The 20,193-nt window shown below is 71.0% G+C and carries 19 protein-coding genes and 1 tRNA gene; 14 read left to right on the top strand and 6 right to left on the bottom strand.

The features are described 5' to 3' along the window. Positions 1–708: an FhaA domain-containing protein gene (locus ASC77_RS16220; protein ID WP_056155174.1), complete on the bottom strand. Its 708-nt coding sequence runs from the start codon at positions 706–708 to the stop codon at positions 1–3. 223 nt (positions 709–931) lie between these two features. Between ASC77_RS16220 and ASC77_RS16215 the strand changes: the two genes are divergently transcribed. Both ASC77_RS16215 and ASC77_RS27275 read left to right on the top strand, forming a co-directional pair. After that, positions 932–1,014: transfer RNA gene (locus ASC77_RS16215), tRNA-Leu, on the top strand. Further along, positions 988–1,446 (top strand): hypothetical protein, encoded by a 459-nt coding sequence (locus ASC77_RS27275; RefSeq protein WP_082574824.1) that lies wholly within the window; start codon positions 988–990, stop codon positions 1,444–1,446. The genes ASC77_RS16215 and ASC77_RS27275 overlap by 27 nt, the downstream gene beginning before the upstream one ends. A gap of 97 nt (positions 1,447–1,543) precedes the next feature. Here the strand turns inward: ASC77_RS27275 and ASC77_RS16210 are convergent, their stop codons facing one another. Further along, on the bottom strand, positions 1,544–1,951 hold the full coding sequence (locus ASC77_RS16210) for a hypothetical protein (protein ID WP_056155171.1): 408 nt from the start codon (positions 1,949–1,951) through the stop codon (positions 1,544–1,546). Between the two features lie 147 nt (positions 1,952–2,098). Here ASC77_RS16210 and ASC77_RS16205 point away from each other — a divergent pair, with 147 nt between their 5' ends. From ASC77_RS16205 to ASC77_RS16195, 4 genes are all read left to right on the top strand, one after another. Next, positions 2,099–2,584: a lecithin retinol acyltransferase family protein gene (locus ASC77_RS16205; RefSeq protein ID WP_082574823.1), complete on the top strand. Its 486-nt coding sequence runs from the start codon at positions 2,099–2,101 to the stop codon at positions 2,582–2,584. Between the two features lie 76 nt (positions 2,585–2,660). Beyond that, positions 2,661–2,825 (top strand): twin-arginine translocase TatA/TatE family subunit, encoded by a 165-nt coding sequence (gene tatA / locus ASC77_RS26225; RefSeq protein WP_082574822.1) that lies wholly within the window; start codon positions 2,661–2,663, stop codon positions 2,823–2,825. 138 nt (positions 2,826–2,963) lie between these two features. Continuing rightward, a complete protein-coding gene (locus ASC77_RS16200; protein WP_056155166.1) occupies positions 2,964–3,194 on the top strand; it encodes a hypothetical protein in 231 nt (76 codons plus the stop codon). Further along, complete coding sequence (locus ASC77_RS16195; RefSeq protein WP_056155162.1) at positions 3,191–3,916, top strand: hypothetical protein; 726 nt, start codon at positions 3,191–3,193, stop codon at positions 3,914–3,916. The genes ASC77_RS16200 and ASC77_RS16195 overlap by 4 nt, the downstream gene beginning before the upstream one ends. A 12-nt stretch (positions 3,917–3,928) precedes the next feature. Here ASC77_RS16195 and ASC77_RS16190 read toward each other — a convergent pair whose 3' ends face one another. After that, positions 3,929–5,008, bottom strand: a complete 1,080-nt coding sequence (locus ASC77_RS16190) for a diacylglycerol kinase (protein WP_056156528.1) — start codon at positions 5,006–5,008, stop codon at positions 3,929–3,931. A gap of 51 nt (positions 5,009–5,059) precedes the next feature. Here ASC77_RS16190 and ASC77_RS16185 point away from each other — a divergent pair, with 51 nt between their 5' ends. The 3 genes from ASC77_RS16185 (at position 5,060) to ASC77_RS16175 (ending at position 7,478) form a co-directional block, all read left to right on the top strand. Then, complete coding sequence (locus tag ASC77_RS16185; protein WP_056155159.1) at positions 5,060–5,812, top strand: glucose 1-dehydrogenase; 753 nt, start codon at positions 5,060–5,062, stop codon at positions 5,810–5,812. A 102-nt stretch (positions 5,813–5,914) separates the two neighbouring features. Then, positions 5,915–6,334: a YciI family protein gene (locus tag ASC77_RS16180; RefSeq protein ID WP_056155156.1), complete on the top strand. Its 420-nt coding sequence runs from the start codon at positions 5,915–5,917 to the stop codon at positions 6,332–6,334. A 10-nt stretch (positions 6,335–6,344) separates the two neighbouring features. After that, positions 6,345–7,478, top strand: a complete 1,134-nt coding sequence (locus tag ASC77_RS16175; RefSeq protein WP_056156526.1) for an RNA polymerase sigma factor — start codon at positions 6,345–6,347, stop codon at positions 7,476–7,478. Positions 7,479–7,484: 6 nt separating this feature from the next. On the opposite strand, the gene ASC77_RS16170 is transcribed toward ASC77_RS16175, so the two are convergent. After that, complete coding sequence (locus tag ASC77_RS16170; protein WP_056155153.1) at positions 7,485–7,883, bottom strand: hypothetical protein; 399 nt, start codon at positions 7,881–7,883, stop codon at positions 7,485–7,487. A 33-nt stretch (positions 7,884–7,916) separates the two neighbouring features. Between ASC77_RS16170 and ASC77_RS16165 the strand changes: the two genes are divergently transcribed. From ASC77_RS16165 to ASC77_RS16155, 3 genes are all read left to right on the top strand, one after another. Next, on the top strand, positions 7,917–9,167 hold the full coding sequence (locus tag ASC77_RS16165; RefSeq protein ID WP_235547717.1) for an FAD-binding protein: 1,251 nt from the start codon (positions 7,917–7,919) through the stop codon (positions 9,165–9,167). 4 nt (positions 9,168–9,171) lie between these two features. Continuing rightward, positions 9,172–11,376, top strand: coding sequence for a SpoIIE family protein phosphatase (locus ASC77_RS16160; protein WP_056155147.1), 2,205 nt, complete (start codon positions 9,172–9,174; stop codon positions 11,374–11,376). A 63-nt stretch (positions 11,377–11,439) separates the two neighbouring features. After that, positions 11,440–13,764 (top strand): arylsulfatase, encoded by a 2,325-nt coding sequence (locus ASC77_RS16155; RefSeq protein ID WP_056155144.1) that lies wholly within the window; start codon positions 11,440–11,442, stop codon positions 13,762–13,764. 3 nt (positions 13,765–13,767) lie between these two features. Here the strand turns inward: ASC77_RS16155 and ASC77_RS16150 are convergent, their stop codons facing one another. Together ASC77_RS16150 and ASC77_RS16145 are read right to left on the bottom strand one after the other, a co-directional pair. Then, entirely contained in the window at positions 13,768–15,036 is a 1,269-nt protein-coding gene (locus tag ASC77_RS16150) for an ion channel protein (protein WP_200945011.1), read from the bottom strand. Then, positions 15,029–16,690: a SulP family inorganic anion transporter gene (locus tag ASC77_RS16145; RefSeq protein ID WP_056155138.1), complete on the bottom strand. Its 1,662-nt coding sequence runs from the start codon at positions 16,688–16,690 to the stop codon at positions 15,029–15,031. Before ASC77_RS16145 ends, ASC77_RS16150 begins: the two co-directional genes overlap by 8 nt. A gap of 109 nt (positions 16,691–16,799) precedes the next feature. On the opposite strand from ASC77_RS16145, the gene ASC77_RS16140 reads away from it, so the two are divergent. Next, entirely contained in the window at positions 16,800–19,124 is a 2,325-nt protein-coding gene (locus ASC77_RS16140) for an arylsulfatase (RefSeq protein ID WP_056155135.1), read from the top strand. A gap of 37 nt (positions 19,125–19,161) precedes the next feature. After that, a complete protein-coding gene (locus ASC77_RS16135; RefSeq protein WP_235547716.1) occupies positions 19,162–20,079 on the top strand; it encodes a formylglycine-generating enzyme family protein in 918 nt (305 codons plus the stop codon). Positions 20,080–20,193: the final 114 nt, after the last annotated feature.

Genomic DNA, 20,193 nt, shown 5'->3' with positions numbered 1-20,193 from the left:
CTATCGCTCCTCGAGCACGCGGACGACCAGGGTGGTGTTGCCGATCTTGACGGAGGAGCCGTCGTGCAGCCCGGTGTGGGTGATCCGGTGGCCGTCGACGAGCATGCCGTTGGTCGAGCCGAGGTCGTGGACCTCCAGGGCGATGCCCCGCTCGCCGCCGCCCGTCACCGTGAACTCGATGTGGCGCCGGCTGACGCCGGGGTCGTTGATCCGCAGGTCGGCCTCGGTGCCGCGCCCGACGACCAGCCCGGGCGCCTGCAGCGGGTGCCGGGTGCCGTTGACCTCGAGGAAGGCCCGCGCCCGGCCGACCTGCGTGGCGGTCGCGTCGCTGGTCACCTTGGCCTGCGCGCGGCTGCGGATCCGGAAGCGGCCGGTGGTGAGGTCCTCGGCCGGGTCGAACGCGATGCTGACCGGGCCGGGGAAGACGTAGCTCTGCTCGTCGGCGTGGTCGCGCAGCTGTCGGACCAGGTCGTCGGCCAGCGCGCTGTCGTAGGGCGCGAGCCGGTCCAGGTCGGTCCCGGAGAGCTCGACGTGGAAGTCGTTGGGGACCAGGCGCCGGTCCCGGGAGAGGATCTGCGCGTTGTTGTCGCACTCGCGCTGGAGCGCCGCCGCGATCTCGACCGGCTGCACGGCCGAGCGGAAGGCCCGTGCGAACGCGCCGGAGATCATCTGCTCGAGCCTGTTCTCCAGTCTCTGGAGCCCGCCCACGTCTGCCCTCCTTCCGTCCCATGCCATCTCGGTCCCGGTGGTCGTGCCCGCGGCACGGGTGGTGGAAACCGTGATCCGCTGCGCAGGCACAGCCACCCGACCTGGGCGGCCGGGTGCGACCGATCGTAACGGGGTCGGCGGCACGGTCGGGGGATGGCCGGGCGGTGCCGCTTCCCCGGTTTGGGCGCCGGGTCGCCCCTGGGATAACCTTGCCCCGCTTCACGCGCGAGTGGCGGAACGGCAGACGCGCTGGCTTCAGGTGCCAGTGTCCGAAAGGGCGTGGGGGTTCAAATCCCCCCTCGCGCACGTGAGGAGAAGGGCCAGGTCATCGAGACCTGGCCCTTTTTCGTGGCCGGCGGCGCGGTGCTGGCGGCGCCAGGCACGGACGATCACGGCGGTGAGGTCGAGTTCGGCGGCGATCGCGTTGGGGTGCGGGCCGACGACCCTCTCGGCGCGGGCGTAGTCGGCGGGCGTGATCAGCATCCGCGCGGCGTACTCCCAGGCGCGCCGCTCGGCGGCGATCGTCGAGCAGGCGTCGTCGTGGACGAAGTGCGCGTACTCGTGCGCGAGCACCGGGACCAGCTGCCGCAGGACGAGGGTGCGGTTGAGCTCGATGAGCCGGTCTCGCCGTTTGTACTGACCGTGTCGCTGCGGGCTGAGGTCGACCCACGCGATGCGGACGCCCTGCGCCGCGCAGAGGTCGGCCAGCCTCGCGAAGCGCTCCTCGTTCACCGTTGAGACCCCCGTCCGGTGGCGTCGTCGCGATCCGGGCGTCGCGACGTCGGCACCGCCGGTTGTACAGGCAGCCTCCGACAGTGCCGCCCCGGCAGCGGGGTCATGGGGTGTCGGGTGCCTCCTGCTCGTGGGTGATCGGCGTGCTGGAGTCGTGCGCCGCGACCTCCTCGGTGTCGGACGGCGTCGAGCGCGGCAGCTCGACGACCCGGCCGCCGTCCTGTGCGGCCTCCCGGCCGTCGGCCGCCTCCTTCGCGCGCCGGATGAGCTCGGCCGGGTGCAGCTCGAAGACGCCGGCGATGGCGGCCAGGTCCTTGACCGTGAGCGTGACCCGTCGGCCGGTCTTCGAGTTCCCGCCGTCAAGCCGGTCCGACATGTACTGCGACGACCTGCCCAGCAGCCGGCCGAGCGCCCGGGAGGAGAGGTCGCGGCGGCCCATCTCGGCCTTGATCTCGGACACCAGTGCTTCCGAGAAGGTCGCGAGGTAGGTGGCGCTCGGAGCTGACGTCATGGGGAAAGGCTGTCAGACGCATGAAAAGACCGCAATGCGCATGACGTGGGTGGCAGCGCATGCCGGCGATCGTACGTGTAGGTCCGTGACCTCCGTGACGCTCCCGATAATGCCCGCGCCGGGGGTACCTGCCGGTAGCCTCGGTCCGTGAGTCGCGGCGATCATCTCTACGTGCACCGGCTGCGGCGTTTCACCCACCACGGCATCGACTGCGGAGACGGCACGGTCATCCACTACGTCGCGGGCTGGGGCCGGAAGCGGCGCGTCGAGCGCACGTCGTACGACGCGTTCTCCCTGCGGTCGGAGATCTTCGTGCGCTCCTACCGCCACCGGTTGCCGGTCGACGAGATCGTCGCCAACGCGGAGTCGCGGCTGGGTGCGCAGGACTACCACCTGGTCCGCAACAACTGCGAGCACCTCGCGACCTGGGCGTCCACCGGCGCGCCCAGCAGCATCCAGGTGCGGGGGGTGCTGATGGCGACGCCCTGGGCGGTCGCCTCGATCGTGCTCCTGATGTCGGCCGGAGTGCCGCTGGTGGTGCTCGGTGGCGTGAGTGTCGGCGCGTACGCCGTGGGCACGCCGCTGCGCCGTCAGCGGCAGCGACGCCGCAGCGCGATGGCGCTGGCGTCCTGAGATCTGGCGTCCTGACGTTGGGACCTGCGACGTACGATTTCTCGCGTCCTGTCGTCGCCAGATAGCGAGGCCCGCCGTGGGAGACATCGGCGCCCCTGAGCTCCTGATCGTCCTCGTCGTCGTGGTGTTCCTCTTCGGCGCCACCAAGCTGCCCGACCTGGCGCGCGGCGCCGGTCAGGCGTTGCGGATCTTCAAGGCGGAGACCAAGGGCCTGCGCGACGAGGGGCCGGCGGACTCCTAGGGCACGTCTCTCGAGTCGCACCGGTACGCCCGTACCGGGGCGAGCTCGAGTCGGCCGATCGCGATCACGAGTGCATGAAAAGACGTCAATCTGCATGATGAGGTTGACAACGCATGAAAGATCATGCAACGTCGCAGCATGACCCCTGCGGAGTACGGCGCGGCAGTTGCTGCCGAGGTGCGCGCAGAGATGGGGCGACAGGACAGGCGGGCCAGTGACCTGGCGGCCGTGCTTGCCGTCTCGACCACGACCGCGCGCAGCCGGATGTCCGGCGCCGTGGTCTTCGACGTCGTCGAGCTGCTGCTGGTGGCCACCTGGCTCGACGTGCCCGTCGAGCGGCTCGCCCTCATGGAACGGAGAATCGCGTGAGCTCGAAGGCTCCCCGCAAGTCGACTCGGAGACTGATCGTGGAGTGGGGTGTCGTCCCCCTCGCGATCGGGATCGTCCTCGCCCTGGTCTTCACCTACCTCCAGCACGCGGACGGTGCCGCGGCAGCCGCCTCGACGCCAGCCTCGATGTCCTCCGGCAGCAAGGCCGACGCCGTCGGGCGCAAGCGCTGCATCCCGCCGGGCAACCCCGACCTCACCTGCGACCAGTGGGCGCACAACTGGGCCAGCAACCACGTGGAGGCCTTCAAGGACGGCAAGCTGGACAACGCCAGGGGCTACACATTGCCGCCGGTGTGGCGCAAGGCGTTCAACGCCTACTTCGCGAGTCATCGGACAGCCCGGCAACGGCTCGCGCAGAAGCGAGGTGGCGACTGGTGGAAGTACCCGCTGGAAGCCATGATGTGCACGCCCATGGCCGGCGCCGGCTATCAGGCGAACTGCGACGCCGCGGGCCACCACCAGCAGGAGTTCGCCCAGGGCATCACCAAGGTCACGATCGTCTGCGGTGGCGCAGCAGCGATCGGCGGCCTCGCGGGAGGGGGCGCAGCCGGCGTGGGCAAAGGTGCGCTCAGCTGCTTCTGGGGGATGGTCGCCATCAAGGCCTTCGAGCTCGACCTCAGCATCTTCGACTGGCGCGTCGCGGCTCGGCGCGCCGTCGCGAAGCAGAACGCACTCCTGAGCGAGATCAGGCCCCTGTGGTAGCGGAACCCTGGCTCACCGGGTCCCGACGTACGTGCCCCGACCCGTCGGGAGCGGCAGGTCGAGAGTCGTCGCGATGCCGGGACCGGCGGCGCGGACGTCGGGGATGGCGTTCACGATCCGGCCGCACGCCGCGACGATGGCGGCGTGGTTGTGGTCGCCGTGCTCGCTGCTCGGAACGACGTCGACGACGTACGACGGCTCGCCGGTGATCTCGATCCGGTAGGCGCCCCCGCCCGAGGAGGGCCGGGCCCAGTCGGGGCGCAGGTCGTCGCGGGTGCGGGTGACGTGCTCGACGACGATCGCGGGGTGGCCGGCGACCAGGCCGCTGATCGAGAAGTGCAGGGCCGCGATGGTGCCCTCCTGGATCGTGCCGGCCGCGATCTCGTAGGTCTCGGGCGCCGGCTCGGCCTCCCAGAACTCGACGATCTCGTCGACCTCGATGCCCAGGCCGCTCGCCATCATCCGGATCGCGGTGCCCCAGGCGAGACCGAGGACGCCGGGCAGGAAGAGCAGCGGCGTCGAGTCGACCGGCTGCCCGAAGCCCATCAGGTCGAACATCACCTCGGCGCCGTCGTACGTCGCGTAGTCGGCGAGCTCGTAGCACCGGATCTGCTCGATGCGCTGGCAGGTGCTGGCGAGCGCGAGCGGGACCAGGTCGCTGGCGAAGCCGGGGTCGACGCCGGTGATGTAGACCGTGGCGCCGCCGGCCTGCGCCGATGCCTCGACCTTGTCGATGACCTGCTGCGGCATCGTGCCCCACGGGAACTGCAGGGTGCCGGGGGCCGAGCCGACGACGTCGATGCCGGCCTCGAGGAGACGGCGTACGTCGTTGGTCGCCTCGCGGGGTCGGGTGTCGCCCATCGCGCAGTAGACGACGCACTCGGGCCCCGCGGCGATCAGGGCGTCGAGGTCGCCGACGGCGGTGATGCCGGTGACCGTGTCGACGCCGGCGAGCTCGCCCGCGTCCCGGCCGACCTTCTCGGGCGTCGAGGTGGACACCGCCACGAGCTCGAACCGGTCGTCGGCGATGAGCTGGCGCAGCGTGAGCCTGCCGGCGTTGCCGGTGCTGACCTGGGCGACGCGGATGGTCATCTCGATCCCCATTTCTAGAACATGTTCTAGCGCGATGCTAGCCTGCGCTGCATGGGTCGTGTCGAGGGCAAGGTCGCCCTGATCAGTGGCGGTGCGCGCAACATCGGCGGCGCCAGCGCACGGATGCTCGTCGCCGAGGGCGCCCAGGTCGTCATCGGCGACCTCCTCGACGAGGAAGGGGCAGCGCTCGCCGAGCAGCTGTGCCAGGAGTTCGGGCAGAGCGCGGCTCGCTACGTGCACCTCGACGTCACCAGCGAGGACGAGTGGGCGGCCGCGGTGGCGTTCACCCTCGCCGAGTTCGGCCGCCTGGACGTCCTCTTCAACAACGCGGGCATCTTCAACGGCGGCCAGCTGCAGCGCTACAAGGCTGCCCAGTGGCAGCAGATGCTCGACGTCAACCTGACCGGTGCGTTCTTCGGGGCCAAGGCCGCCGCCGACGCGCTGATCGCCGCCGGCGGCGGCTCGATCATCAACACCTCCTCGATCGAGGGCCTGCGGGGCACGCCGTGGGCGCACGGGTACGTCGCCTCCAAGTGGGGCCTGACCGGCCTGACCAAGTCGCTGGCGATGGAGCTGGCCCCGCACGGGATCCGGGTCAACTCCCTGCACCCCGGACGGATCAGCACCCCGGCCACCGACCAGATGCCGGAGGGCCTGATCCCGATCCCGCTGGGCCGCGCGGGCCAGCCGGACGAGGTCGCGGCGTTCGTGGTGTTCCTGGCGAGCGACGAGTCGTCGTTCTCGACCGGGTCGGAGTTCGTGGTCGACGGCGGCACCGTCATGCACATCCCCACGAACATCTGAAAGAAATCTCCGTGGGGATGTCGAGAACCTCCTGACCGCTCCGTCCCAGGGTCGAAGGCGGCCAGAATGGTTCGCCTCGGACACCGAAGGAGCACCACCACCATGGCGAAGTACCTGTTGCTGAAGCACTACCGCCGCGCGACCGGTCCCGAGCCGACCGAGGTCGGCAGGATCCCGATGGACCAGTGGACGCCGGAGGAGGTGACGGCCCACATCGCGTTCATGAACCAGGTCGCCGACGACCTGCGTGAGCGCGGGGAGTTCGTCGACGGGCAGGCGCTGTCGCCCGACGGCTCGTTCGTGCGGTCCGACGGCCCCGGCCGACCGCCGGTCACCGACGGGCCGTTCGCGGAGACCAAGGACCTGATCGCCGGCTGGATGATCATCGACGTCGACTCCCAGGAGCGTGCGTACGAGGCAGCGGCGTACCTCTCGTCGGCGCCGGGCAAGGGCGGTGAGCCGATCAACGAGTGGCTCGAGGTGCGGCCCTTCCTCGAGCACCCGCCGACCGTCACGGACTGACGTGGAGGAGCTGCCCGGGGAGCTGATCAGGGAGCTGGGCCCCCAGGTCCTGGGCGTCCTCGTCCGTCGCGGGGCAGACTTCGCGGCGGCCGAGGACGCCGTCCAGGAGGCGTTGATCGAGGCGGTCCGCCGGTGGCCCGACGAGATGCCGGCGGAGCCGAAGGGCTGGCTGGTCACGGTGGCCTGGCGGCGCTTCCTCGACGCGCAGCGCTCGGACACGGCCCGGCAGCGCCGGGAGCTCGCCGAGGTGGAGGATCCTCCGCCAGGGCCGACCGAGCAGCGCGACGACACCCTGATGCTGCTGGTCCTCTGCTGCCACCCCGCGCTCACCCCGGCGTCCGCGGTGGCGCTCACCCTGCGTGCCGTGGGCGGCCTGACCACCCGGCAGGTCGCCGAGGCCTACCTGGTGCCCGAGGCGACGATGGCGCAGCGGATCAGCCGCGCCAAGCGCACCATCTCGGACGTGCGCCTCGGCGCGCGGGGTGACCTCTCCACCGTGCTCAAGGTCCTCTACCTGATCTTCAACGAGGGCTACAGCGGCGAGGTGGACCTGGCCGCCGAGGCGATCCGGCTGACGCGGCAGCTGGCCGGCGGCACCGAGGACCCGGAGGTCGCCGGCCTGCTGGCCCTGATGCTGCTGCACCACGCCCGGCGGGCGGCGCGCTTCTCGAGCGACGGTTCACTGGTGCCGCTGGCCGAGCAGGACCGCACCCGCTGGGACGGGCACGCGATCGCCGAGGGCGTGGTCGTGCTGCAGGCCGCGCTGGCCCGCGACCGGCTCGGTGAGTACCAGGCCCAGGCGGCGATCGCTGCCCTGCACGCCGACGCCCGGACGGCGCAGGAGACCGACTGGCCGCAGGTGCTCGAGTGGTACGACGAGCTGACCCGGATCGTCGACAGCCCGGTCGTCGCCCTCAACCGGGCCGTCGCGGTCGGCGAGGTCGATGGCCCGATGGCGGGGCTGCGCGCCGTCGAGCGGGTGCCCGCCGACGTACCCCGGCACACCGCCGTGCGCGCCTACCTCCACGAGCGCGCCGGCGACCGGTCGATCGCCCACGACCTGTACGTCGTGGCCGCGGGTCAGGCGACCTCGACCGCGGAGCGCGACCACCTCACCCGTCAGGCGGCGCGGCTGCGCGCGTGAGGCAGGTCAGGCCCTGGTGCGGCCGAGCATCGTGCTCAGCGCCCACACGACGGCGACGTCGAAGGCGATGATGATGACGGCCCACGCGGGGTAGAACGGCAGCCACACGAAGTTGAGCAGCGCCGACAGGACCGCGAGCACGATGCCGGCGACCAGGGCCCAGCGCTTGCCCATCAGGATCGAGCCACCGATGACGGCGACCAGGATGCCGGCGACGATGTGGATCCAGCCCCACGTCGTGAGGTCGAGCTCGAAGACGTAGTTGGGGGTGGTGACGAACACGTCGTCCTTCGCCGCAGCGGCGACACCCTCCAGGAACTGGAAGATGCCGACAGTCAGGAGGGCCGCACCGGCGAAGATGCCGAGGCCGTCGGCCCATGCGTTCTCGGTGTGTGACGGAGCCATGGGACGAGTATGGCGCAGTGCGAGGATGACGGCGTGGAGAAGAACTGGGCGGGCAACCACACCTACGTGGCGGAGCAGGTGCAGCACCCGGCCAGCGTCGACGAGCTCCGCGAGGTCGTCGCCCGTCACGACCGCGTGCGAGCGCTCGGCACCCGGCACGCCTTCACCGACCTGGCCGACACGACCGGGGTGCTGGTCGGGACAGCAGGCCTCGGCCGCGACGTCGAGATCGACGAGGACCGCCGCGTGGTGCGGGTGTCGGGCGGGGTCCGGTACGGCGACCTGGCCGAGCAGCTGGCCCACCAGGACTGGGCGCTCGCGACGATGGCCTCCCTGCCGCACATCTCCGTCGCCGGAGCGGTCGCGACCGGCACGCACGGCTCGGGCGACCGCACCGGATCCCTCGCGGCGGCCGTCGCGGGCCTCGAGATCGTCGGCGCCGACGGCGAGCTGCGGACCATCAGCCGCGGCGACGAGGACTTCGACGGCCACGTCGTCTCGCTCGGTGCGCTCGGGGTCGTCACGCACGTGACGCTCGACGTCGAATTGGCGTACGACGTGCGCCAGGACCTCTTCACCGACCTGCCCTGGGACCTCGCCGTCGAGCACCTCGACGACCTCACCGCGAGCGCGTACAGCGTCAGCCTCTTCACCGACTGGGTCAGCGGCACCGTCCAGCAGGTGTGGCTGAAGAGCCGGGGCGCCGAGCCGCCCGCCGCGCTCGCCGGAGCGGTGCCGGCGACCGGGACGCTGCACATGCTGGCCGGGGCCGACATCGCGGCGGTCACCGAGCAGGGCGGTGCGCCGGGTCCGTGGCACCAGCGGCTGCCGCACTTCCGCATGGAGTTCACGCCCAGCCGCGGCGAGGAGCTCCAGAGCGAGTACCTCGTCCCGCGCAGCGCGGCACCTGTGGCGATCGAGCGGCTCCGCGCGCTCGCGCCGGCGTACGCCGCGCTCCTGCAGGTCTCCGAGGTGCGCACGATCGCCGCCGACCGGCTCTGGCTCAGCGGTGCGTACGACGCCGACGCGGTCGGCTTCCACTTCACCTGGCTGCGTGACGTGCCGGGCGTGTACGGCGTGCTGCCCGCCATCGAGGAGGCCCTGCTGCCGCTCGGCGGCCGGCCGCACTGGGGCAAGTGCTTCGCGGCGGGGGCGGACGCGCTGCGACCGCTCTACCCACGCTTCGACGACTTCCGCGAGCTCGCCGCTCGGCGGGACCCGACGGGGAAGTTCCGTAACGCCTTCCTCACCCGAACGGTTGATCTGCGATGTGACCTACCCTGACCCTGTGCCAGAGACGTCGCCGCCCGCCGGGCACACCCCGGCGTACGGCGAGGTCGACCTCGAGACCTGCGACCGGGAGCCGATCCACGTCCCCGGCGCGATCCAGCCGCACGGCGTGCTGCTGGCGCTCGACCAGGACTCGCGTGCGGTCATGGTGTCGGCCAACCTCGACGACCTGATCGAGACCGCGCCCGCGGATGCGATCGGTCGCACGTTCGCGGAGCTGGTCGGGCCGGACCTCGCGTCGGACATCGAGGCAGGGGCCGAGACCGCGGTGCTGGGCGGCATCGCCGTCGACGTGCGACGACACCGCTCGGGGGACCGGCTGGTCGTCGAGATCGAGCCGTTGAGCGCCGTGGGGGAGACCCGGCAGCCCTATCACTCGACCCGGTCCGCGATGGGGCGCTTGGCGCAGGCGCCGTCGGTCGCCGACCTCGCCGCCCAGCTCGCGGTCGAGGTGCGGGCGGTGCTCGGCTTCGACCGGGTGATGGTCTACCACTTCGACGAGGAGTGGAACGGCGAGGTCATCGCCGAGGAGCGCCGCCAGGACCTGAACTCCTTCCTCGGCCTGCACTACCCCGCCACCGACATCCCCGCCCAGGCCCGGCGCCTCTACACCGTGAACTGGACGCGGCTGATCGCGGACATCGGCTACGTGCCCGTCCCGCTGCACCCCGTCTTCGACCCGGACACCGACGCCCCGCTCGACCTCTCGCACTCCACGTTGCGCAGCGTCTCCCCGATCCACATCGAGTACCTCTCGCACATGGGCGTCACCGCCTCGATGTCGATCTCGCTGGTCGTCGACGGCCAGCTGTGGGGTCTCGTCGCGTGTCACCACTACTCCGGCCCGCACCGGCCGAGCCACGAGGCGCGCTCCGCCGCCGAGTTCCTCGGACAGGTCGCCTCGCAGCTCGCGGGCGATCGCGAGCGCGCCGACAACCGGGAGCGCAGCCTCGCTGCCCAGACCGTGCTCGGCCGGATGATCACCCGCACCTCGGCCCACCCCGAGTCGCCCCTGGTCAGCGTGATGGACGACCCGGAGCTGCTGTCCCTGGTCGACGCGACCGGCGCGGTGCTGTCGTACGACGGGGTCCTGACGGTGCGCGGCGAGGTCGACCTCGACCGGGACCAGCTCCAGGCGGTCGCGTCGGCGCTCGAGGACCCGACCAGCTACGCCACCGCGACCGACCGCCTCGGCGAGCTGGTGCCCTCGCTGGCCGGGATCTCGACCGCGGCCGGCGTCCTGCGGGTGGGATCGGCCCCGGACCGGTGGCTGCTGTGGCTGCGACCCGAGCAGCAGCGGGTCGTCGACTGGGGCGGTGACCCGACCAACAAGCAGCTCGCGGCCGCGGAGGGTGGCCACGTGCGCCTGAGCCCGCGCAGGTCGTTCGAGAAGTGGCGCCAGGTCGTCCGCGGACGCAGCACGACCTGGGCGTCGTGGAAGCTCGAGGTGGCCGACGCCCTCGGCAAGCACCTGATCGGCCTGCTGCTCAGCCGCTCCCGCGACCAGATCGCGATGGCCGAGTCGATCCAGCGCAGCGTGGTGTCCGACGTCCCCCCGCACTTCGACGGGGTCGAGCTCGCAGCCCGCTACCAGCCGGCCTCGACCTTCCAGCTGGGCGGTGACTGGTGGGACGCCTTCGAGCTCTCCGACGGGCGGATCGCCGTCGTGGTGGGCGACGTCGCCGGGCACGGGGTCTCGGCGGCGTCCGCGATGACCCAGGTACGCACCGCGCTGCGCGCCTACCTCTTCGAGGGGCACGCTCCGGCCACCTGCCTGGACCGGCTCGACCTGCTGATGGCCGGCCTGCTCGACCAGCGCGTCGCGACGGCGGTCCTCGCGGTGCTCGATCCGCGCACCGGTCGGGTCGAGCTCACCAGCGCCGGCCACCCTCGCCCGCTGCTGGTGAATCCGCAGGGCGCCGTCGAGCTCGACATCCCGATCCGGCCGCTGCTCGGCGTCGGCACGGGCACCGCCGAGACGATGCGGATCGACCTCGAGCCGGGCGACGCGCTCCTGCTCTACACCGACGGGCTCGTCGAACGCAGGGGTGAGGACCTCCAGGAGCGGACCGAGCGGCTGCGTTCCCTGGCCGCGGCGTCGTACGCCGACACCGGCCTGCAGACCTGGCTCGACGGGCTCGTCGACCTGCACGACGACGGTGGCGGTGACGACACCACGGTGCTCGCCCTCCGGCTCGTCTGACCGGACGGACCTTCACCCGACTCGGGGGAGGCGGACCCTCCGGGGACGTCACACGATCGAAGCATGAACGAGGACTTCGACGGCGTCATCCAGCTGGACGTGCGGGACTCGGTCCCGGACTGGAAGCCCTACGAGCTGCGGACGGCGCCCGATGGCGCCCCCAACGTCCTCGTGGTGCTGTACGACGACACCGGCCTCGCGGCCTGGTCGCCGTACGGCGGTCGCATCAACATGCCCACGATGGACCGGCTGGCCGCCAACGGCCTGACCTACACGCAGTGGCACACGACCGCGCTGTGCTCGCCGACCAGGTCCACGTTCCTGACCGGTCGCAACCACCACCTCAACGGCTGCGCGACGATCATGGAGGCGACCGACGGCTTCCCGGGAGCGTCCGGTCGCATCCCGGACGAGTGCGCGACGATCAGCCACCTCCTGCAGGACAACGGCTACTCGACCTTCTGGGTCGGCAAGGACCACAACGTGCCGGAGGAGGACAACGCCCCGGGCGGGAATCGCTCGATGTGGCCGCTCCAGCTCGGCTTCGACCGCTTCTACGGCTTCCTCGGCGGGGAGACCAACAACTGGTATCCCGACCTCGTCGAGGACAACCGGTTTATCGACCAGCCGTACTCACCGGAGGACGGCTACCACCTGTCGAAGGACCTGGCCGACCAGGCGCTCCAGATGCTGCGCAACCAGCAGGCGTCCAACCCCTCGAAGCCGTGGTACCTGTGGTTCTGCCCCGGCGCCAACCATGCCCCGCACCACGCGCCCGAGGAGTACATCAAGAAGTACGAGGGCGCCTTCGACGACGGCTACGAGGCCTACCGCGAGTGGGTGCTGGCCCGGATGATCGAGAAGGGCATCATGCCCGAGGGCACCGAGCTGACCCCCCTCAACCCGATGCCGGAGGACGCCGCCAACCCCGACGACTTCGTGCGCCCGTGGGCGGAGCTCAACGACGACGAGCGTCGCCTCTTCGCCCGCTTCGCGGAGGTGTACGCCGGGTTCTCGGAGTACACCGACGCCCAGGTGGGCCGGATCGTCGACTACCTCGAGGAGACCGGCCAGCTCGACAACACGCTGATCTTCTACTGCGCCGACAACGGCGCCTCGGGCGAGGGCAGTCCCAACGGCTCGGTCAACGAGAACAAGTTCTTCAACGGCTACCCGGACGACCTGGCCGAGAACCTCGCGATGATCGACAAGCTCGGCAGCGCCGACACCTACAACCACTACCCGACGGGATGGGCGGCCGCCTTCTCCACGCCGTTCCAGATGTTCAAGCGCTACGCGCAGTTCTCCGGCGGCACCTGTGACCCGATGGTGATCCACTGGCCGCAGGGCATCGAGGCGAGCGGCGAGATACGGCACCAGTACCACCACTCGACCGACATCGTGGCGACCGTGCTCGACGTCACCGGGCTGGAGATGCCGGCGACGTACCGCGGTGTCGAGCAGCAGCCGTTGAGCGGCGTCTCGATGCGGAGCAGCTTCGACGCCGCGCCGGACGCACCGACGACCAAGGAGGTGCAGTACTACGCGATGCTCGGCACCCGGGGCATCTGGAAGGACGGGTGGAAGGCCGCCGCGATCCACGCGCCGATCAGCGGCAAGGGCAGGTTCGACGAGGACGCCTGGGAGCTCTACCACGTCGCCGAGGACCGCTCCGAGTCGAGGAACCTCGCCGACGAGATGCCCGAGAAGCTGCAGGAGATGGTCGACGCCTGGTTCCAGCAGGCCGACGAGAACAACGTCCTGCCGCTCGACGACCGCAGGGCGCTCGAGCTGGTGAGCATCCAGCGTCCCCAGGCCGAGCCGGCCCGGGACCGCTACGTCTACTACCCCGACACCGCGGCCGTGCCCGAGAGCGTCGCGGTGAACGTGCGGGGTCGGTCCTACAAGATCATCGCGGACGCGGTCCTCGACGCCGACGCGGAGGGCGTGCTCTTCGCGCACGGCTCGCGCTTCGGCGGGCACGCGCTCTTCATCAAGGACCAGAAGCTGCACTACGTCTACAACTTCCTCGGCATCCCGCCGGAGCAGACCTTCGTCTCCGAGCCGCTGACGGCCGGGCCGCACACGCTCGGCATGGAGTTCGTGCGCGAGGGTGCCGGCGAGTACAAGGAGTCGGTCGGGACCTGCCGCCTCTACGTCGACGACCAGGTCGTCGCGGAGGGGCCGATGCGCGCCCAGGTCGGCAAGTTCACCCTCTGTGGTGACGGCCTCTGCGTCGGCTTCGACAGCGCCGACACGGTGAGCCGGCAGTACACGAACCCGTTCCCCTTCACCGGCGGCAAGCTGCTCGGCGTCGCGGTCGACGTCAGCGGCGAGCAGTACCTCGACCTCGAGCTCGAGGCCGCCGCGATCCTCTCGCGGGAGTAGGCGTCAGGCAGCCGGCTCTTCCTCGACGATCATCAGGGGCCGGCCGACGACGATCAGCCAGGCCGGCAGTGCGGCCAGGACGAGGATGGGCAGCAGGTCGGCGTCGGGGACGACGGTCAGCGCCATGAAGAGCGCCAGCCAGCCGTTGCGGGTGACGGCCACCAGGATGCCCACGCAGGCCGCGGTGATCGCGACGGCCGGCGCGACGTCGGGGAAGACCGCCACGACGAGCCAGCCGAGCATCACGCCGATGAAGAGGGCCGGGAAGATCCGGCCGCCGCGGAAGCCGGCCGAGGCGGCGACCAGCAGGGCGAGCAGCTTGACGCCGCTGAGCAGGGCCAGGTGCCCGGCGGAGTAATCACCGATGTGGGCCGAGACGTCCTTCATCTCGTCCAGGCCCTTGAAGAGGCTCTCCCTGCCGCCGATGACACCGAGGATGCCGAGCACGAAGCCCGCTCCCGTGAGCAGGACGAACGGGTTAGAGACCCGGTGGAGCACGTCGTGCAGCACGGGGAACGCGTAGACCGCCACCAGTCCGATGACCGCCGCGCCGCTGGCGATCAGCATCGCGATGAACAGGTCACCGGTGTGGAAGCCGGAGTAGCCGGGCACCGGGATGGCGAGGTCGAGGTCCGAGAGCGCGAACATCGTCGCCGCGCCGGCGCCGGCCGCCACGAGCGGCCCGAACATCCGGTTCCAGAGCGGGATCCGCTGGTCGCCGGGCGACGTCTCGCTCAGCAGCAGCGCCGCGCCGACCGGCGTACCGAACATCGCGCCGAGCGTGCCGGCCACGGCGAGCCCGATCCAGAAGGGCGCTGGCGTCTTCGGCAGCAGGCGCATGCCGAGCACGGCCGCCAGGGCCACGTTGAGACCGATGATCGGGTTCTCGGGGCCGAGGCTGATCCCGCCGGCGAGGGTGATGATCAGCGCAGCGGCGAGGCCGGGCAGCGCCCGCAGGGGGAGGGGCGCCGAGACGAGCTCGATGGTGGCTGGGTCGGGCCCGGCGTGGCCAGGGGCCTTCCAGACGACGAGACCGGCGAGCGCGCCGGCGCAGGTGAGCAGCAGGATCGTCCACCACCAGGCGTCGGGGTCGACGCCGAGCTGCGGCGGCAGGTCGTCCCAGATCAGGCCCTCGAGCCAGCCGGCCAGCAGCGAGATGCCGATCAGCGTGAGCCCGGAACCGACGCCGACGACGATCGCCGGCGGCACCTGGCGCAGCAGGCTCCCCGCGGTCACCGTCGGGGCGCCGGCAGCGGGCTCGGCGTCAGCCACGACGCCCCCGCTCGATGGCCGCATCGACCGTCGGCTGCACCAGCCCGTCGTCCTCGAAACCGGCGAACCAGGCTGCCCGACGGGCCGTCTCGGCGGCCTCCGGTGCCAGGGCGGCGACGACGAAGGCGATGTCCTCCTGCCCGAGGTCGGCGTGCAGACCCTCGAGCACGTCGAGGAACGGCGTGGTGACCTTGCCGACCGACGCCGCCTCGAGGACGACGGCCGCGGGTCGGGGATCGCGGTTGAGCGCGGCGGTGAAGATCGCGTCCTGGGTCGGCTGCGCGTTGCCCGTGAAGAGGCCGCCGTCGAGGTGGAACAGCACCATGTCGTCGTACGACGCGGTCTCGTCGATCGTCTCCGGGTTGATGGTCCAGCCGCCTCCGATCCGCGCATGGATCGGGCGGACCTGGCTGCGGCTGACGGAGCGGAGCACGAGCACGAGGGTGAGGGCGACGCCGACTCCCACTGCCAGCAGGAGGCCGGCGGTGAGCCCGATGATCGCGGTGGCGAGTGCGACCCAGAACTCCGCGCGGTCGATGCGCAGGAGTCGCACGAACTCGGCGGGGTGCACCAGGCCGAGGACGGCGACCATGACCATCGCGGCCAGGATCGCCTCCGGCAGGTCGTCGAGGACCGGGCCCAGGAAGAGGGCGACGAGCACGGCGAGCACGGCGGTCGTGACGCCGGCCAGCTGGGTGCGCGCACCCGCACGCTGGTTGACCGCGCTCTGGGAGAAGCCACCCGCCGGGGGCATCGACTGCGAGAGCCCGCCGGCCAGCGCGGCGACGCCGTTGGCGAGGAGCTCCTGGTCGCTGTCGATGGGCGGCTCGGAGCGCTGCCGCTGGGCCCGGGCGACGATCACGGTCTCCATGAAGGCCATGATCGCGATCGCGGCCGCGCCGGGCATCAGCACGCCGATGTCGCCCCACATCGGCATCGTCGGCGTCGGCAGGCCGCTCGGCACGTGCTCGATCAGGGCGAGACCGTGCTCCTCGACGTCGGTCAGGGCGACGAGCAGGATCGCGCCCGCGACCACGACCAGCGGGCCCGGGACCTGGGGGGCGACCCGGCGGAGCAGGTACAGGACACCGATGGCGACCGCCGAGACGACGACGGTCACACCGTTCGCGTCACCGAGCTTGGAGAGCGTGTCGCCGAGCCTGCCGAAGAAGCCCTGGCTCTCGGCGTCGCCGCTCACGCCGAGCAGGGTCGGCAGCTGCGAGACGGCGACGGTCAGCCCGACCCCGGTCTTGACCCCGATCATCGTGGCCGGGCTGATCTGCTCGACCAGCGAGCCGAGCCGGAAGAGGCGCATCAGCAGCAGCGCGAGGCCGACCAGCGTGGTGAGGGTGAACGCGTCGCGCAGCAGCTCGTCGGGCGTGCGGTCGTCGGGCAGCACGGCGAGCGCGGACGCGGTGAGCACCGCGATCGTCGACGTCGTCGAGATGCTGAGCGACCGGGATCCGCCGAGGGCGGCGTACACCAGCATCGGCAGCATGCACGTGTAGAGACCGACCTCGACCGGCAGCCCGGCGATGGTCGCGTAGGCCATCGCCTGCGGGATGACGACGGTGCCTGCGGCGACCCCGGCCAGGACGTCGTACCTGATCCAACCGCGCTGGTAGCCGGACAGGGTCGGCAGCAGTGCGGGCACGCCTCACCCAATCGCGCGGACCGCGCGGCAACCTCACCCGATGAGGGTGAGCCGGGTGCCGCGACAGCGAGGGAGCGTGGTGGTCCGCCGTCTTCCCGGGAGGGGTCTCGTGGCCAAGCAGTTCAAGGGTGTCGTCAACCTCGATGTGCGCGATTCGGTCGCCGACTGGACGCCGTTCCGCGAACCGCCGGCGCCCGAGGGCGCGCCCAACGTGCTCCTGGTGCTGTACGACGACACCGGGCTCGCCGCCTGGTCGCCGTACGGCGGGCGCATCAACATGCCGACCATGCAGCGCCTCGCCGACAACGGCCTGACCTACACGCAGTGGCACACCACGGCGCTCTGCTCCCCGACCCGGTCGTGCCTGCTGACCGGCCGCAACCACCACCAGAACGGCTTCGCCCAGATCGCCGAGGGCGCCCAGGGCTTCCCGGGCCACACGGGCCACATCCCGATGGAGAACGCGACCATCGGCGAGGTGCTCCGCGAGAACGGCTACAACACCTTCTGGGTCGGCAAGAACCACAACATCCCGCTCGACGAGTGGGCGGTCGGTGCCAGCAAGCGCAACTGGCCCCTGGCCCGCGGGTTCGACCGCTTCTACGGCTTCATCGGCGGCGAGACCAACAACTGGTATCCCACCCTCGCCGAGGACAACCACTACGTCGACCAGCCCGCGATGCCCGAGGACGGCTACCACCTGTCGAAGGACCTGGCCGACAAGGCGATCTCCTTCATCGCGGACAGCAAGAGCTCGGCACCGAAGAAGCCGTGGTACCTGTGGTTCTGCCCCGGCGCCAACCACGCCCCGCACCACGCGCCCGAGGAGTACATCGCCAAGTACGCCGGGCAGTTCGACGACGGCTACGAGGCCTACCGCGAGTGGGTGCTGCCCCGGATGGTGGAGCGCGGCATCCTGCCCGAGGGCACCGCGCTGACCGACATCAACCCGCTGCCCGGCGAGGCGGCCACCCCGCTCGACCACGTTCGGCCCTGGGACTCCCTCAGCGACGACGAGAAGCGGCTCTTCGCCCGGATGGCGGAGACGTACGCCGGCTTCTCGGAGTACACCGACGCGCAGGTGGGCCGGATCATCGACTACCTCGAGGAGACCGGCCAGCTCGACAACACCATCGTCATGTACTGCGCCGACAACGGCGCCTCCGGTGAGGGCACGCCCAACGGGTCGGTCAACGAGAACAAGTTCTTCAACGCCTGGCCCGACGAGATGGACGAGAACCTCGCTCTGCTCGACGAGATCGGCTCGCCGGCGACGTACAACCACTACCCGACCGGATGGGCGACCGCGTTCTCCACGCCGTTCAAGATGTTCAAGCGCTACACCTACCAGGGCGGCGTCGCCGACCCGCTGGTGATCTCGTGGCCGAAGGGCATCACGGCGCGCGGCGAGGTGCGCACGCAGTACCACCACGCGGTCGACGTCGTCCCGACGATCCTCGAGTGCATCGGGCTCGAGATGCCCGACCAGGTGCTCGGCTACGCGCAGACGGAGCTGCCTGGTGTGTCGATGAGGTACTCCTTCGACGGCGACGGCCCGACCCGCAAGAAGATCCAGTACTACGAGATGTTCGGCACCCGCGCGCTGTGGCACGAGGGCTGGCACGTGGTCGCGCAACGAGCGCCGCAGCAGGGCGCGACGGCCGCCGACTTCGTCAACGAGACCTGGGAGCTCTACCACTCCGAGGAGGACCGCGCCGAGGCGCACGACCTCGCCGAGCAGCACCCCGACAAGGTCAAGGAGCTGGTCAACCTCTGGTACGTCGAGGCCGGTAAGTACGATGTGCTGCCCCTGGACAACCGCTCCCTGGAGGACCTGGTCAAGGAGATGCCCGTCGCCGACATCCCCGAGGGCGGGATCTACCGCTACTACCCGGACACCTCGCCGTTGCCGGAGTTCAACGCTGCGGAGATCCGGGGTCGCTCCTTCAAGATCCTCGCCGACGTCGAGCTGACGGACGACTCGGAGGGCGTGCTCATCGCCAACGGCGCGCGCTTCGGCGGGCACACGCTCTTCATCAAGGACCGCAGGCTCTGGTACGTCAACAACTTCCTCGGGATCCCGCCCGAGCAGCAGCTGGTCTCGCCGGACCTGCTGCCGACCGGCGCGCACGTGCTCGGCGTCGAGTTCTCGAAGGAGAGCCACGGCGACCGCGGGCAGGCGATCGGCACGGCCACGCTCTACGTCGACGACCTCGCCGTCGCCAAGAGCGACTGGAAGACCCAGCCCGGCCACTTCGCCCTCTGCGGTGAGGGGCTCACGGTCGGTCGCGACTCCTCCGACCCGGTCACGAAGGAGTACGCGGCGCCGTACGCCTTCACCGGAGGGCGGATCAAGGTCGTCGAGATCAACATCGGCGACGACGTGTACGTCGACCGGGAGCGCGACTTCCACGCCGCGATGTCCCGAGACTGACCACGGCTCCGTCACGCCTCTCTGCTAGACAGAGGGCGTGACGGAGGGCCACGAGGAGGGCATGGTGCTCGTCCCGGGAGGGACGACCACGATCGGCAACGACCACTACTACCCGGAGGAGCGACCGCTCCGCGAGGTCGCGGTCGGGGACGTCTGGTTCGACCGGCACCCGGTCACCAACGCCGAGTTCGCGCAGTTCGTGGCCGACACGGGCCACGTCACGGTCGCAGAGGTGGCGCCCGACCCGGCCGACTTCCCGGGCGCCGACCCCGCGCTCCTGGTCCCGGGCTCCCAGGTCTTCACGCTGACCTCGGGGCCGGTGCACCTCGGCGACTGGACCCAGTGGTGGCGCTGGCAGCCGGATGCCTCGTGGCGCGCGCCCCAGGGCCCTGGCAGCTCGTGGGAGGAGCTCCCCGACCACCCGGTCGTGCACGTCGGCTGGGAGGACGCGACGGCGTACGCCCGCTGGGCCGGCAAGGACCTCGCGACCGAGCACGAGTGGGAGCGCGCGGCCCGTGGCGGGCTCGTGGGCCGCGACTTCGCGTGGGGCGACGAGCTGTCGCCCGGCGGCGCGGTGCTGGCGAACACCTTCCGGGGACCGTTCCCCTGGCGCAGCGAGGACCCCTACGGCTTCGACCACACCTCGCCGGTCGGCACCTACCCGGCCAACGGCTTCGGGCTGCAGGACATGATCGGCAACGTCTGGGAGTGGACCGCGACCCGCTGGACCGACAACCACGCCCGCGAGGGCGAGGTCGTGACGTCGGCCGCGACCGCCAGCCCCTGCTGCGGGGGCAGCGTCCGGCTGGTCGAGACCGACCGGTTCGTCACGAAGGGCGGGTCGCACCTGTGCTCGCCCGACTACTGCCAGCGCTACCGCCCGGCCGCCCGACAGGGCCACGGCGTGCGGGACACGACGTCTCACGTCGGGTTCCGGTGCGTACGCCGGGGGTGACCGATCGGGTCGATCGCGGGGATCGCCCGGGAGGATTCGATCTACCTGGTGCACCGGATCTTCCCGGTTGATGTCGACAGCGTCGCGGTTCGTGGTGGTTGCTGTTGGTGACGC

Origin of the sequence: Nocardioides sp. Root1257 (genome assembly GCF_001425175.1) — a bacterium.
In the GTDB taxonomy this organism is placed as follows: Bacteria; Actinomycetota; Actinomycetes; order Propionibacteriales; family Nocardioidaceae; genus Nocardioides.
The sequence above is the reverse complement of the archived record's forward strand: the minus strand, read 5'-3'. Positions and strand labels throughout refer to the sequence as shown.

Bases quoted from the DNA above. Each gene is read 5' to 3' on its own strand.
- ASC77_RS16210 (WP_056155171.1), bottom strand. From the start codon at position 1,951: ATGACGTCAGCTCCGAGCGCCACCTACCTCGCGACCTTCTCGGAAGCA.
- ASC77_RS16200 (WP_056155166.1), top strand. From the start codon at position 2,964: ATGACCCCTGCGGAGTACGGCGCGGCAGTTGCTGCCGAGGTGCGCGCA.
- ASC77_RS16190 (WP_056156528.1), bottom strand. From the start codon at position 5,008: ATGACCATCCGCGTCGCCCAGGTCAGCACCGGCAACGCCGGCAGGCTC.
- ASC77_RS16185 (WP_056155159.1), top strand. From the start codon at position 5,060: ATGGGTCGTGTCGAGGGCAAGGTCGCCCTGATCAGTGGCGGTGCGCGC.
- ASC77_RS16180 (WP_056155156.1), top strand. From the start codon at position 5,915: ATGGCGAAGTACCTGTTGCTGAAGCACTACCGCCGCGCGACCGGTCCC.
- ASC77_RS16170 (WP_056155153.1), bottom strand. From the start codon at position 7,883: ATGGCTCCGTCACACACCGAGAACGCATGGGCCGACGGCCTCGGCATC.
- ASC77_RS16155 (WP_056155144.1), top strand. From the start codon at position 11,440: ATGAACGAGGACTTCGACGGCGTCATCCAGCTGGACGTGCGGGACTCG.